This is a genomic window from Bradyrhizobium sp. 2S1, assembly GCF_011516625.5.
Lineage (GTDB): Bacteria > Pseudomonadota > Alphaproteobacteria > Rhizobiales > Xanthobacteraceae > Bradyrhizobium > Bradyrhizobium septentrionale.
The window spans coordinates 2,173,265-2,187,038 of sequence record NZ_CP147717.1; the positions used below are offsets into that span (position 1 = coordinate 2,173,265).

The following is a 13,774-nucleotide window of genomic DNA, read 5'->3' on the forward strand; positions in this document are numbered from 1 at the left end:
TAAAAACAATGAAAATCGCGGACCTCGCGGTGATCGACCGTGGGCCAAAGGAAACAAGCAGAACAAGGATAAGGGCAGGCTCCATGGAAGCTCTCGCAAGCGCCGCATCTCATACCTCCCACAAATGGGCGCCGCCCGCTGACGCCAGCGACATCGTCAAGAGCATCCACGCGATGCTGCATCCGCGCAACATCGTACTGGTCGGCGCCACCGACAAGCCCGGCAACTACGCCGAGCGGATTTGGAACAATCTGGTCAAATACGGATATGCCGGCGGCCTGTTTCCGATCAACGCCAAGCGCGAAACGATCTGGGGCGTCACCTGCTACAAGGATTTTTCCAGCCTTCCCGAAAAGCCCGATCATGTGCTGGTGCTGGTGCCGGCCCGCTTTGCCGTGCAGGTGATCCGCGACGCGGCCGCCGCCGGCGCGCGCTCGGCGACCATCGTCACCTCCGGCTTCAGCGAGCTGCAGGATGAGGAGAGCCAGCGGCTCGCGGTCGAGCTGAAACAGGCGATCAAGGAGACCGGGCTTGCCGTCACCGGCCCGAACTGCCTCGGCAATCTCAGCGCCGGTGAGAACCTGTTCACCAATATCGACGACCGTATCGTCACCATGGAGCAGGGCGCGGTGGCGATCGCCGGCCAATCCGGCGCGATCGTGATGGCGATCCGCCAGGCGCTGGAGGATCGCGGTGTCGGCGTCGGCTACATGGTCACGACCGGCAATGAATCCGGCCTCGAGACGCCGGACCTGATGAGCTATTTCGCCGCCGATCCGAGCATCCGCGTCATCGTGGTCTATCTCGAAGGCGTCAGGAACACCAAAGTGTTCCGCGACGCCTGCAAGGCCGCCCGCGCCGCCGGCAAGCCGGTGATCGCGCTCAAGCTCGGCGTCTCCGAAGGCGGCCGCGCCGCCGCGATGGCGCATACCGGCGCGCTGGCCGGCTCGATCGAGACATTCGATGCGATCTCGACCCGCGAAGGCGTGATCCGCGTGCGCGGGCTGGATGAATTGATCGAGACCACCGAGTGCTTCGTCCATGCCGATCCGCCGAAGGGCAACCGCCTTGCGGCGGTGTCGCTGTCAGGCGGCAAGCGTGGCCTTCTGATCGACGCGTTCTATTCCGCCGGGCTGAATTTTGCGCCGCTGAGTGAGAGCGCATCGGAGCAGCTGGCCAAGATGCTCGGGCCCGGCAGCATCGTCGGCAACCCGCTCGATGCCGGCTTTGCCGCGGTGGTCGATCCCTCCGTCTACATGAAGTCGATCGAGATCATGATCGACGACCCCGATACCGACATCGTCATCATCGATGCCGAGCTGCCGAAGGCGCCGCATGAGCTGCGCGAACGCAATCTGCGCATCGTCAACGAGATGGCGGGCCACGCCAACAAGCCGGCGATCTATATCAGCGCGATGTCGATCGGCTTCACCGAATTCACCAAGGGACTGCGCAAGACGCTGCCCGATATCGCAGTGATGCAGGGCCTCGACCGCGCGGTCGGCGCGATCAAGTCGCTGATCGAATATGCCGGTCTGCGCAAGGAGGTGCCCGACATCGCGTCGAGCTCGAAGCCGTCCGCGCGCGCGGTGCTGGAGAAGACGCTGAAGGCGGCCAATGGCGCTGCCGCGCTCGACGAGGTTGCCTCGAAGAAGCTGCTCAAGGCCTATGGCATTCCGATCTCCAAGGAAGAGGTCGCGCAGACCGCAGCCGAAGCGGTGAAGATCGCCAAGTCGATCGGCTTTCCGGTGGTCGCCAAGGTTGTCAGCCCCGACATCCTGCACAAGTCCGATATCGGCGGCGTGGTGCTGAACCTCGCCAATGCAGCCGAGGTGAAGAAGGCGTTCAACGACATCACCGCGCGGGTGAAGAAGCTGAAGGGCAAGCCGAAGCTCGAAGGCATCCTGATCGCGCAACAGGTCAAGGCCGACCTCGAGCTCGTGGTTGGCGCCTCGCTCGACGCCGAGATGGGCCCCGTGGTGCTGTTCGGCACCGGTGGCGTCGATATCGAGCTGATGAAGGACGTCGCCCTGGCCGGCGCGCCGCTGGATGCCGCCGAGGCGAAGGAGCTGATCGCGAAGACCAAGGCCGGCGTCAAGCTGAAGGGCTATCGCGGCAAGCCCGCGCTGCACGAGCCGTCGGCAGTGAAGGGCCGATGCCAACGGCCGCATCGCCTCGATCGAGGTCAACCCATTCCTGATCAACAGCAAGCTCGGCGTCGCCGTCGACGGCCTGATCGTGCTGAACAACGCCGCCGCCAACAAGGCGGCGGGGCACTAAGCGAAGTTGGGCTCGTCAACTCTCTCGACCCGTCATCCTGAGGTGCGAGCCTTGCGGCGCACTTGCGCCGCTGGGCGAGCCTCGAAGGATGAATCGGCCACAGTGGGGCCGTGCATCCTTCGAGGCGCGCAAGAGCGCGCACCTCAGGATGACGGGACTGGAGCCGCGCTAAAAGCTCGCGCCCCATTGCCGCGCGGTCTGCATCACCCAATCGCGGTAGAGCGTCAGCGGCGTGACGCCGGTAATGCCGCCGCAGCCGGCGATACCGTTCGGCCCCGTCGACCAGCTCACCACGCCGACGATCGCTGGCCCGTTTGGCTTGTCCTCGAACACCGGCGCACCGGAATCGCCGGTGCATGCGCCGAGCCCGGCGCGCGCGCCCTGCCCGACCGGATCGACGAGACGAATCTGCAGCGTGCCGGGCTTGCCGCTTGCGATCAGGCCGGCGACACGAATGCTGCCGCCGCTCTTGCCGTCGCCGCGCACGCTGACGCCGACGCCCGCGATGGTGAAACGGCCGCCGACCTGGATCGGAATGTTGGGCATGCCGAGCGTGGCCGGCGCCTTGCCTGCAGCAGGCGCTGCGAGTTGCAGCAGCGCGACATCGGCGGTCGCGACATGGTTGGTCATCGCCTGCATCCGAAAGCCAGGATGGATCGCGACCGTCCTGACGTCCTGCAGCTTCGGTTGTCGGTCCGCACCGTACTCGACGATCTTGTAGTCGGCGCCGGGCTGCACGCAATGCGCAGCCGTCAGCACCACTTTCGGCGCGATCAGCGCACCGGTGCAGAAATTGCCGCGCGAGCCGACGATCGTGACGACGGCGCCCGCCACGCCATCGGTCGACGGCGCGCCGCCACCGACGATGGCGAATGCGGGAGCCGACACCAGCGACACGAGAACCGTGAGGATCAAGCGATATGTCTTCATCGGCGAAGCAATAGCCCGCTCCGCGCGGGCCGCCAAGCACTGGATCAAGCACCGGATCAGGCTGGCCCCGGCCGCCGATCCGTGTTAGCCGCTGCTCAAGCAACGCGTCATTGGGCAGGAAAGTATGATCGAGGCAGTGATCTGGGATTTCGGCGGCGTCTTGACCACCTCGCCATTCGAGGCATTCGCACGCTATGAGACCGAGCGCGGCCTGCCGATCGACATCATCCGCCGCACCAACGCCGCCAACCATCTCGAGAACGCCTGGGCCAAGTTCGAGCGCGCCGAGATCGATATCGACGCCTTCGACGATCTGTTCGCCACGGAATCGAAAGCACTCGGCGCCGAGGTGCGCGGCAAGGACGTGCTGCCGCTGCTCTCGGGCGACCTGCGCCCCGAGATGGTCGAGGCACTGAAGCGCGTCAAGGCGAAGTTCAAGACCGGCTGCATCACCAACAATCTGCCGGCGAATGCGATCGGCAGCCGCAGCGGGCGCTCACTCTACGTCGCCGAGGTGATGGCACTGTTCGACCACATCATCGAGTCCGCGAAGATCGGCCTGCGCATCTACCAGATGATGGTGGAGACGCTGCAGGTGAACCCGAAGAACTGCATCTATCTCGACGATCTCGGCGTCAATCTGAAGCCGGCGCGCGAGATGGGCATGACCACGATCAAGGTCGTGAATTCAGCGCAAGCGATCGCCGAGCTCGAAGCCGCGACCGGCCTTACGCTGAGGTGAAGCGGTTTCCCCCCTATTCACTTCGCAATCAGGCGACAGCTTCTAATCCTCGGCCTCCCCACGGGTCACGGCACGATCGCGAAATCGCACCGTGATCCCTTCCTTGTCCGGGCTACGCTTCTGCGTATTGCGCTCGGCGGAAATATCCCGGGAACCATGCGCTAACCCCATGCCATTACGAGCCAAACGAGCCTTGTGCTTTGCCCGCAACAGGCGCAAAACAGGTCCGAGTTCAAGGCAAATTCGGAGCTGATCCTCGTGGCTGACACCAGGCCCACCGCCTCGATCGAGGCCGTGGAAAGCGGCCTCGCCGCGCAAGGCTATATTGCGAGCCGGCAGATCGCGACCGCGGTCTATCTGTCGCAGCAGATCGAGAAGCCGATCCTGGTCGAAGGCCCCGCCGGCGTCGGCAAGACCGAGCTGGCGAAGGCGATCGCCGCCTGGCGCGGCCTGAAGATGATCCGCCTGCAATGCTATGAAGGCCTCGACGAGGCCAAGGCGCTGTATGAGTGGAAATACGCCAAGCAGCTGCTCTACACCCAGATCCTGAAGGACAAGCTCGGCGAGGTGCTCGGCGGCGCGCAGACACTGGCTGCCGCGCTCGACCAGCTGCACACCTTCGGCGACGTGTTCTTCTCCAAGGAGTTCGTCGAGCCGCGCCCGCTGCTGCAGGCACTGGAGCAGCCGGCCGGCTGCGTGCTGCTGATCGACGAGATCGACAAGTCGGACGCCGAATTCGAATCGCTGCTCTTGGAAATCCTCTCGGACTTCCAGGTCACGATCCCCGAGCTCGGCACGGTTTCGGCGGTGGCGCCGCCGACCGTGATCCTGACCTCGAACAGCGAGCGCGACCTCGGCGACGCCTTGAAGCGGCGCTGCCTGCATCTGCATATCGGTTTCCCCGAGCAGAAGCTGGAAGAGCGCATCGTCGAGAGCCGAGTGCCCGGCATCTCGCAGACGCTGCGCAAGCAGATGGTCGGCTTCATCCACGAGATCCGCACGCTGGACCTGAAGAAGCTGCCCTCGGTCAGCGAGGCGATCGACTGGGCGCGCGTGCTGGTGCTGCTGCAGGCGAGCGAGCTCGACCATGAGATCGTCAAGGACACGCTCAACGTGCTGCTGAAATACGAGGCCGATATCGAGGCCGCGACGCCGCAGATATCGTCCTTCATCGCCAAGGCGTCGCGCCAGGGCGTGTTCAGCTAGACCAAGATGCGCGAGAACCTGCATCGCTTCTTTCGTGCGGCGCGGGGAGCCGGGGTCCGGGTCTCGCCCGCCGAAAGCATCGATGCGATGCGCGCGGTTGCCCAGGTCGGCTTTGCCGACCGCGACATCCTGCGCGACACGTTCCTGCTGACGCTTGCCAAGACGCAGGACGAGAAGCGCGCGCTCGGCGACTGCTTTGACCTGTTCTTCAGCCAGCCCGAGCCGCAGCAGGAGAGCACCGAGCAGAGCAAGACGGACGACAACAGCGAGCAGGGCAGCAATCCGTCCGCCGATGAGCATGGCGACACGGCCGGCGGTGCCGCCAACGAGAATACCCCCAACGAGAATATCGGGCCGCTGGCGCAGATGCTGCTGTCGCAGGATCGCTCCGCGATATCGACGGCGATCGCCAATGCCTCCGGCGCGGCCTCGCTGCCCGACATCCGCTACTTTACCCAGCGCGGTATCTTCCAGACCCGCATCCTCGATGCGATGGGCATCCAGCGCCTGCGCGACGATATCGACGACCTGACCACGCGCAATCCGGGGCTCGCCGAGCGGCTGCAGGAGGCGCTCAACGGCCTGCGCGGCACCGTGCGCGACACCGTCTCGCAAGCCCTGCTGCTCTACGGCCGTGAAGAAGCGGAGAACCTGCGCAACGAGATCCTGCGCAACGCGCCGCTGGCGCGGATCGAGCCGCGTCAGGTCGAGCAGATGCGCGCGCTGATCCGCCGGATCGCACGCCGGCTGCGCGAGCGTTACTCCAAGCCGCGCAAACGTCAGCGCCGCGGCCATCTCGACGTCCGCCGCACGCTGCGGCGGAACGCGGCCTGGGGCGGCGTGCCGTTCCTCACCGCGTGGAAGCGCAAGCATCGCGATCGGCCCAAGATCGTGGCGCTGTGCGACGTCTCGGGCTCGGTCGCACGCGTCTCGGACTTCTTCCTGCTGCTGATCCACAGCCTGCACGAGGTCGTCGACGACGTCCGCTCATTCGCCTTCTCGGGCCATCTGATGGAGGTCAGCGACATCCTGGAATCGAAATCGCCGGAAGAGGCGATGAAGGAGATCATGTCCAAGGTCGGCTTCGGCTCGTCCGACTACGGCAATTCCTTCGCCGATTTCGAGGACAATTGGATGAGCGCGATCACGCCGCAGACCACGGTAATCGTGCTCGGCGACGCCCGCAGCAACAATCTCGATCCGCGCGCCGACATCCTGCGCCGCATCGGCGAGCGCTCCAAGCGGTTGGTGTGGCTCAACCCCGAGGGCCGCATGGTCTGGGGCTTTGGCGATTCCGAGATGCCGCGCTACGCGACGTTCTGCACCGTGGTGCGCCAATGCGCGACTGCGCAGCAGCTCGAGCGCGCCGTCTCCGACATCGTGGCGACGTATCAATAGGCCGCTGGCGGCCTAAAGCATGCCCCGGAAAAGTGCGACGCGGTTTTCCGGGAAGATCATGCTTGTCGCGCTTTAGAGCGTTTTCGAGCGAAGTGGACACCGGTTAGCGTGAAGAAAACGCGTCAAAACAAAAGGCTAGAGCTTCGGTTCTGATTCAATCAGAACCGAAATGCTCTAGAGACGAAGCGCGTCGCCGTGGAACAGCCACCCGGCGAATGCAATCAGCGTCAGCGCGACCGACGCCGAGATACTGACAAGCTTGATCGTCGTGATCGCCTTCAGGATCGAGGCCGATCGCGCTGCTCCATGCGGATCGCCGCGCAGCAACAGCCAGCCCAGCAGGAAATCCTCGATCAGGTCGCTCAGCAGATAGACCGCCGGGACCACGAGGCCGAGCCACGCCGCCGGCGGGTAGGACAGGTTGAGCCAGTACGATGACGCCGCCCCCATCGCGCCGGCCAGCGCCAGCATGACGGCGAGATCGAGCGGGAACAGGATCGGGAAGACATACTTCATCCGGAGATCGGACTGGACCAGCTCGCCGAGCTGGTCGCCGCTGTAGCTCAACGTCTTCTCGGGAAAGCGGCTGCGGAATCTGTTGGCAAAGACGCGATCGGAATAGCTGCCGACCCACCAGAACAGTCCGAACGCAATCACCACCAGACCCGCGAGAATGACCGTCACGAGAGCTTGATGGCTCATGCCGATCCGCTTCTGTCCATGGTGAGGACGCTGCGCAAAGCCGCAGGCGAGACGATCGCGCGCACCGGTGAAATCCCCGAAAGGGAGAAAATATCGACGCAATACTGTAATGATCAGGAGGCAGATTCCCACCTTTTCCAAAGTGTTGCAATTGAATTCTGCGGATCGTCCTCAAGTGCCAGTATGCAGCTGATGCCAATGGCGGCCAGAGGATTCGGGTTGCGCGGCGGCCGCGTTCACGCCGGGTACACAGAACCGTATTCAATTGGAGATTGAATCTTGCCCGCGTTCTGCCGTACATTGAGGCCGCGGATTTTCACGGCGACCGCGGGGGCAACGGATGCCGAAGGATATTGTGATTTGTTGCGACGGCACCGGCAACGAGATCGGCGCCAATATTTCCAATGTGCTGAAGCTGTTTCGCGTCACCGACAAGAACGAGCGCGAGCGGGTCTATTACCATCCCGGCCTCGGCACGATCGGCCTGCAAAACACCTGGGGCCGCTTCAAGCAGCAGGTGCGCGGCCTGTTCGGGCTGGCCTTCGGCGCCGGTCTCGACAAGGACACGCTCGGCGCCTACCAGTTCCTGTGCCGGACGTGGGAGCCAGGCGACCGGGTCTGGATGTTCGGCTTCAGCCGCGGCGCCTACACCGTGCGCGTGCTGGCTGCCTTCGTCCATGTGATGGGCCTGCTGCCGGTCGACCAGCTCGACATTGCCGACTACGCGTTCAACACCTACAAGAAAGCCAGCTCCGACGCCCAGAAGCCGGACGGAACGTTCGACGAAGCCCCGCTGAAGGAGGCCTGGCACTTCAGCCAGATCGCCGGCGGCCGCAACATCGATATCGAGTTCGTCGGGGTCTGGGACACCGTGGCCTCGATCATCGTGCCGCGGCAGGACAACTTCCTGTTCGATCTGCAGACGCTGCTGTTCACCCGCACCAATTCGAGCGTCAAGCGCTTCCGCCAGGCGATCTCGATCGACGAGCGCAGGCGCATGTTCCGCCTCAACCGCTGGATCGAGCCGCAGAAATTCCGCTCCGATTCGTTCGACCCGTCGACCGCGATTGAGCAGGACATCCGACAGGTCTGGTTCGCCGGCGTGCATTCCGACGTCGGCGGCGGCTATCCGGAGGACCAGAGCGGGCCGTCGAAATTTCCGCTGATCTGGATGCTCGAACAGGTCAAGGCCGCCGGGCTGCCTATGGACCAGGCGCTGATCGATCATCTCGCCTGGGGGATGCCGCTGCCGCCGCGCACGCATGTCTACGTGCCGCCAAGCGCGACGGCCCCATTGCACAATTCACTGACGGGCGCCTGGGAAATCCTGGAATGGATTCCGAAGAGCGACAAATGGAAGGAATGGCCCGCGCGCAAATCCTTCCTCGGCTTCTATCTGCCGATGGGCGAGCCGCGGCTGATTCCGGACAACTCCACCATCCATGCTTCGGTGCTGGAGCGGATGGAGAAGGATCCGACCTACCGGCCGATCAACCTGCCGACCACCTACAAGGTCGAGCCGATGACGCCGCCACCGGCCCCACCTGCTCCGACGGTGTGACGTCGCTGCACGTCGATCGACTGCGCCCGATCCGCTTGCGGCTGTGGCTCGGCCGCTTGCAGGTGACACAGACGTACAGGCGACAGGCAGCCAACGCCTGAATTGAGTTTATCGCGGGAGGGTGTATTAACACGTTCTGTTCCGGAATCGTTCGACCACGGAACTCGAATCACCCTATCTCGGATCATGACTGCCCAGCCCGCCCTCGACCACGCATCCACGCCGCCTCGCGACGCGCGCGCCGTGCTCAGTTCCGTGTTCGGCCTGCCGGGCTTCCGCGGCGCGCAGGAAGAGATCATCGGCCACGTCACCGATGGCGGCAATTGCCTGGTGCTGATGCCGACCGGCGGCGGCAAGTCGCTGTGCTACCAGCTGCCGTCGCTGCTGCGCGACGGCTGCGGCATCGTGGTGTCGCCCCTGATCGCGCTGATGCGCGACCAGGTCGCCGGCCTCACCGAAGCCGGGGTCAACGCCGCGGTGCTGAATTCGACGCTGTCCTATCAGGAAGCCTCTGAGGTCGAGCGACGGCTGCTCGCCGGCGATCTCGATTTGCTCTATGTCGCGCCGGAACGGCTGCTGACGCCGCGCTGCCTCAATCTGCTCGGCCAGGCGCAGATCGCGCTGTTTGCGATCGACGAGGCGCATTGCGTGTCGCAATGGGGCCATGACTTCCGGCCGGAATATATCGGGCTGTCGGCGCTGGCCGAGCGCTTCCCCAAGGTGCCGCGCATCGCACTCACCGCGACCGCGGATGCGTCGACGCGGAAGGAGATCGCCGAGCGGCTGCAGCTCACCGACGCGCCGCAATTCGTCGCGAGCTTCGACCGGCCCAACATCCGCTACGAGATCGTCGACAAGCAGAACGCGACCACGCAGCTGAAGAGCTTCATCAAGGAGCGGCATGCCGGCGACGCCGGCGTGGTCTATTGCCTGTCCCGCGCCAAGGTCGAGGACGTCGCGGCGTCGCTCAGCGAGGCCGGCATTACGGCGCTGCCCTATCATGCCGGGCTCGACGCGTCGGTGCGCGCCCGGCATCAGGACCGCTTCCTCAACGAGGACGGCATCGTGATCGTCGCGACCATCGCCTTCGGCATGGGTATCGACAAGCCGGACGTGCGCTTCGTCGCGCATCTCGATTTGCCCAAGAGCATCGAGGCCTATTACCAGGAGACCGGCCGCGCCGGCCGTGACGGCAAGCCCTCGGCCGCGTGGATGGCGTACGGCCTCTCCGACATCGTGCAGCAGCGCCGCATGATCGACGAATCGACCGGCTCCGACGCCTTCAAGCGCGTCTCGATCGGCAAGCTCGATGCGCTGGTTGCGCTGGCTGAAACCGTGCATTGCCGGCGGCAGCGCCTGCTCGGCTATTTTGGCGAGACCCGCGCGGAGGAAAGCTGCAGCAATTGCGACAACTGCCTGACGCCGCCGCGGGTCCGCGACGGCAAGGTGCTCGCACAGAAACTGCTCTCTTGCGCCTATCGCACCGGGCAGCGTTTTGGCGCCATGCACCTGATCGACGTGCTGGTCGGGCGGCTTACCGAGCGCGTCAAGCAGTTCGGCCACGACCAGTTGTCGGTATTCGGCATCGGCCGCGAGCTCAACGAGAAGCAATGGCGCGCGGTGCTGCGCCAGTTGGTGGCGATGGGCCATCTGCGCGCCGACAGCGACGCCTTTGGCGCGCTGAAGCTGACGGACAGCGCGCGCGGCGTGCTGAAGGGCGAGACCGCGGTGATGTTGCGCGAGCAGCCGGAAGGCGCACGCAACCGCGCGATCCGCGGCAAGTCGCGCCGCGGTGAGCTGGCGCCGGCTACCGACGGCAAGGGCGCGGCGGCCAACCCCGCGCTCCATGCAGCGCTGCGCGCCTGGCGCTCCGAGGTGGCTCGGCAGCGTGGCGTGCCGGCCTATGTCGTGCTGCACGATTCCACCATCGACGGCATCGCCGCGATGCGGCCGGACACGCTGAATGAGCTGCGCAACATTGCCGGGATTGGCGACAAGAAGCTCGAGCATTATGGCGACGAGCTGATCAGGCTGGTGAAGGCGAACGACGGCTGAACCTTCCTCACGAGGTCTTCTTCGACGTCAGCAGCTTGATAAAATTCCGCTTCGCCTTGTGGCGCGTCATGAGATCGGCGAGGTAGGCCGAATGCTGGGCGGCTCCGTCAAGCCGCCGCATCCGCTTGATCATGGCGTGTGCGTCGCCGTAGTTGCTCTGGCCACCTAGAGCATTTTCCGACCGGAATGAATCGGGTGGGGATTCCCAAAACGGCGCGAGTCAGATTCAAGCTGCATGCTGGCGAGGGAGGCCAGCATGTATGGCCAGGGCGCTTTCGGTTGATCTTCGTCAAAGGGTGATAGCCGCGATTGACGGTGGCATGTCCTGTCGACAGGCTGCTGAGCGCTTTGGTGTCAGCGCGGCCAGTGCGATCCGCTGGCGCGGTCGCCTCAAGGAAGTTGGCGACATCGTTCCTAAACGCCAGGGCGGTGACCGCAAATCGCAGCGCATCGAAGCGCATTCGCAATTGATTCTGGAGGCAGTGACAGCGAAGCCGGATATCACGCTCGCCGAGTTGCGAGAACTGTTGAAACGTCGTGGAATATCGACTGGCATCGCGTCGCTCTGGCGTTTTTTCCAGCGCAGAAAGATCACACTTAAAAAAAGACAGCGCACGCCGCCGAGCAACGGCGCGGCGATATAAATGCCGCGCGTGAGGAGTGGTTCGAAGGGCAAATCGATCTTGACCCTGAGCGTCTCGTCTTCATCGACGAAACCAGTGCCAACACCAAAATGGCGCGGCTTTACGGCCGCTCGCCACGCGGCGAGCGATGTCGTGCAGCTATCCCACACGGACATTGGAAGACGACGACATTCACCGCTGGATTGCGCTCCGACGGTCTGATCGCGCCGCTTGTTCTGGACGGTCCAATGGATGGCGACGCTTTCCTGGCCTACGTCGAGCAATTGCTCGCCCCATCGCTGCGGCCGGGCGATACCGTTATCATGGACAACTTGCCCGCTCACAAGGTCCATGGCGTTCGAGAGGCCATCCGGGCGGTCGGAGCAAGCCTGCTCTATCTTCCGCCCTACAGTCCAGACTTCAACCCGATCGAAATGGCCTTCTCTAAACTGAAAGCCCTGTTGCGGGCCGCCGCAGCGCGCACCATGCCCGATCTCTGGCAAGCAATCGCCAACGCTCTCAAGCGCTTCTCACCCGAGGAATGCCAAAATTATCTCGTCGCGGCTGGTTACGACGCAACGTGATCGGAAAATGCTCTAGCCGAACCTTGCGCTCTACCAATTGAGCATAGGCCTTCAACGCCTCGGCAGGGAGATCCGCTTCGCTCGCCTTGGCAAGTTCTTCCATCAGAATTTCGCGGCATCCGTGCTTGCCGGCCGCCGCCCATGCGTCCGCCAGCAGTCCCTCCGCCATGAGCACTCGAACTAGAACGTCGGCTGCTCCGAATACGCTCCATTCCGATTGCGGGCCCGAGTTCCCAGCCCGGACGCTCAGCGCAGCGATGGCCTTGTCGCGGACGAGGATCTGGGCCTTGTCATCGCCGGCGGCAGATTTCAATCGCAAGTACAGTTCGACGCTGGGTTCCCGACTGAACAGCTTCCAGAGCCGTTCGTTGGCGTCTTCATTTCGTCCGCTGCGCTGAAGCAGATCACAAGCAAAGAGAACCAGATGTTTGTCGGGCTCATCCTCGAATTTCCACAGCCCCTCTTCGGCCCATTTCAGCGCCTCCTGTTCCCGCCCCTTGTCGAGACAGAGCTGAGCAACACCGAGATAGTGATACGCGGTCGACAGATCATTCGCCCGAATGGCGATGATCCCGTCGACATCATCGTCTCGTTCAGCAAAACGCTCCATCATGGTTCGAAGCGCATATTCTCCGCCGGGCTGGACCTCTGCTCGCCTCCCTCGCCTGGATTTCACCTTTTGCCACGCTTCGGTTGCCAGCCTGCGATATTCGGCGAGCCCCACCGCACCGAGGACGTCAGCATAGGTATCTCGCTCGCGCCAAAGAAGAACTCCCAGTCGGAATTGACTTCGCGGGCAAACAACACGCGCGCCAATCCGATGGGATCAGGCTTTGCCTGCTCGCAGGCAGCATGATGAATTTCGCAAGCCCGTGCGTAGCAGGCTCCTCCGCCGCCATCGGAATCATCGACCTTGGTCAAGGCCTCGTCCATTCGCGCGAAGAAGTGATCCAGCAGCGCAAGGACAAGCAACGCTCTCCCGCCTTCGAGCAGAACCGAAATGCGATCAAGGGCGCCATCAATCTGACGAGCCCAGTCGCGCATATCGCGATATTCGATGTAGCCTCGGACTCGGGTCGCGTCAGTGATGGCTTTCTTGAGTTGCGCGCTCAGCGTGGCATCGTCTGCCGTGTCGAGCGCGGCCAACAGTTGCAGTTCTTCAAGCAACTTGGGATCGCGCTCAGCGAGCCCAATAACCATCTCGACAAGGCGATCGATACCCTTCGCGCGTAGATGGTCACGTATCTTGCCAAGCCGGTTCGAGGCCTGCCCCAGTTCGCCCGGCCCCAGATTATTGACGGTCAAGGCTACCGCTGTCAGATGCTTGCAGAAGCCCCGATCAGCGAAGGCCTGACAAGTACAATCGCCGGAAAAGCTCTTGCCTCGCCCGGTCAGTTCACAGCGATAGATTTCGGTACCAGCCACCCGCGCAACCACGCGGGCCTCGCCGATCGTCATGATCTCCACCCGGCCATCCGCCTGATAAGCGCTGCCGCGAGCGAAGATTTTGTCACCAGCGATCTCCCGCAACGCCGCAAGATCGAATCGGTCGGTCCGAACCACGGCTTCAATGTCGGAGGCGGATCGCTTTCGGGCTTGCGCCATGTGCATGCCTATTGCTCTCAGGAGGTTCGGTAGCCCGAATATATCCGACCGCGCCGGCCCCAACGAGATTCGAGGGTCTCCAGATCAC

12 protein-coding genes and 1 pseudogene are annotated in these 13,774 nt (G+C 63.7%); 8 read left to right on the forward strand and 5 right to left on the reverse strand.

Annotated elements, in window-relative coordinates; all coding sequences use genetic code 11:
- Window positions 1-83 precede the first annotated feature (83 nt).
- Window positions 84-2,280, forward strand: a pseudogene (locus HAP54_RS10300) (acetate--CoA ligase family protein).
- A gap of 168 nt (window positions 2,281-2,448) precedes the next feature.
- On the opposite strand, the gene HAP54_RS10305 reads toward HAP54_RS10300, so the two are convergent.
- Window positions 2,449-3,210, reverse strand: coding sequence for a S1 family peptidase (locus HAP54_RS10305; protein WP_166299753.1), 762 nt, complete (start codon window positions 3,208-3,210; stop codon window positions 2,449-2,451).
- A 124-nt stretch (window positions 3,211-3,334) separates the two neighbouring features.
- Between HAP54_RS10305 and HAP54_RS10310 the strand changes: the two genes are divergently transcribed.
- The 3 genes from HAP54_RS10310 to HAP54_RS10320 all read left to right on the forward strand — a co-directional run bounded on the left by HAP54_RS10310 (window position 3,335) and on the right by HAP54_RS10320 (window position 6,556).
- Complete coding sequence (locus HAP54_RS10310; protein WP_166299755.1) at window positions 3,335-3,952, forward strand: HAD-IA family hydrolase; 618 nt, start codon at window positions 3,335-3,337, stop codon at window positions 3,950-3,952.
- A gap of 258 nt (window positions 3,953-4,210) precedes the next feature.
- Window positions 4,211-5,158 carry an AAA family ATPase gene (locus HAP54_RS10315; RefSeq protein ID WP_166213419.1) on the forward strand — a complete coding sequence of 316 codons (948 nt, stop codon included), beginning with the start codon at window positions 4,211-4,213 and terminating at the stop codon, window positions 5,156-5,158.
- A 6-nt stretch (window positions 5,159-5,164) separates the two neighbouring features.
- Window positions 5,165-6,556: a VWA domain-containing protein gene (locus tag HAP54_RS10320; protein ID WP_166299757.1), complete on the forward strand. Its 1,392-nt coding sequence runs from the start codon at window positions 5,165-5,167 to the stop codon at window positions 6,554-6,556.
- 174 nt (window positions 6,557-6,730) lie between these two features.
- Here HAP54_RS10320 and HAP54_RS10325 read toward each other — a convergent pair whose 3' ends face one another.
- Window positions 6,731-7,258 carry a hypothetical protein gene (locus tag HAP54_RS10325; RefSeq protein WP_175619403.1) on the reverse strand — a complete coding sequence of 176 codons (528 nt, stop codon included), beginning with the start codon at window positions 7,256-7,258 and terminating at the stop codon, window positions 6,731-6,733.
- On the opposite strand from HAP54_RS10325, the gene HAP54_RS10330 reads away from it, so the two are divergent.
- The 3 genes from HAP54_RS10330 (at window position 7,250) to recQ (ending at window position 10,874) form a co-directional block, all read left to right on the forward strand.
- A complete protein-coding gene (locus tag HAP54_RS10330) occupies window positions 7,250-7,534 on the forward strand; it encodes a hypothetical protein (protein WP_166299759.1) in 285 nt (94 codons plus the stop codon). The two genes, HAP54_RS10325 and HAP54_RS10330, sit on opposite strands and share 9 nt — an antisense overlap.
- Window positions 7,535-7,598: 64 nt before the next feature.
- Complete coding sequence (locus tag HAP54_RS10335) at window positions 7,599-8,819, forward strand: DUF2235 domain-containing protein (RefSeq protein WP_166299761.1); 1,221 nt, start codon at window positions 7,599-7,601, stop codon at window positions 8,817-8,819.
- Window positions 8,820-9,005: 186 nt separating this feature from the next.
- Window positions 9,006-10,874, forward strand: a complete 1,869-nt coding sequence (gene recQ, locus HAP54_RS10340; protein ID WP_166299763.1) for a DNA helicase RecQ — start codon at window positions 9,006-9,008, stop codon at window positions 10,872-10,874.
- 7 nt (window positions 10,875-10,881) lie between these two features.
- Here the strand turns inward: recQ and HAP54_RS10345 are convergent, their stop codons facing one another.
- Complete coding sequence (locus HAP54_RS10345) at window positions 10,882-11,007, reverse strand: hypothetical protein (RefSeq protein ID WP_283843063.1); 126 nt, start codon at window positions 11,005-11,007, stop codon at window positions 10,882-10,884.
- Window positions 11,008-11,134: 127 nt separating this feature from the next.
- On the opposite strand from HAP54_RS10345, the gene HAP54_RS10350 reads away from it, so the two are divergent.
- Window positions 11,135-12,081 (forward strand): IS630 family transposase gene (locus HAP54_RS10350; RefSeq protein ID WP_166293531.1). Its coding sequence is split into 2 segments (ribosomal slippage): window positions 11,135-11,474 and window positions 11,474-12,081, totalling 948 coding nucleotides; the frame shifts between segments, so codons are not numbered across the junction.
- Here the strand turns inward: HAP54_RS10350 and HAP54_RS10355 are convergent.
- Both HAP54_RS10355 and HAP54_RS10360 read right to left on the reverse strand, forming a co-directional pair.
- Window positions 12,017-12,694, reverse strand: a complete 678-nt coding sequence (locus HAP54_RS10355; protein ID WP_166299765.1) for a hypothetical protein — start codon at window positions 12,692-12,694, stop codon at window positions 12,017-12,019. The two genes, HAP54_RS10350 and HAP54_RS10355, sit on opposite strands and share 65 nt — an antisense overlap.
- 59 nt (window positions 12,695-12,753) lie before the next feature.
- Window positions 12,754-13,686, reverse strand: coding sequence for an SWIM zinc finger family protein (locus tag HAP54_RS10360; RefSeq protein WP_166299767.1), 933 nt, complete (start codon window positions 13,684-13,686; stop codon window positions 12,754-12,756).
- Window positions 13,687-13,774 lie beyond the last annotated feature (88 nt).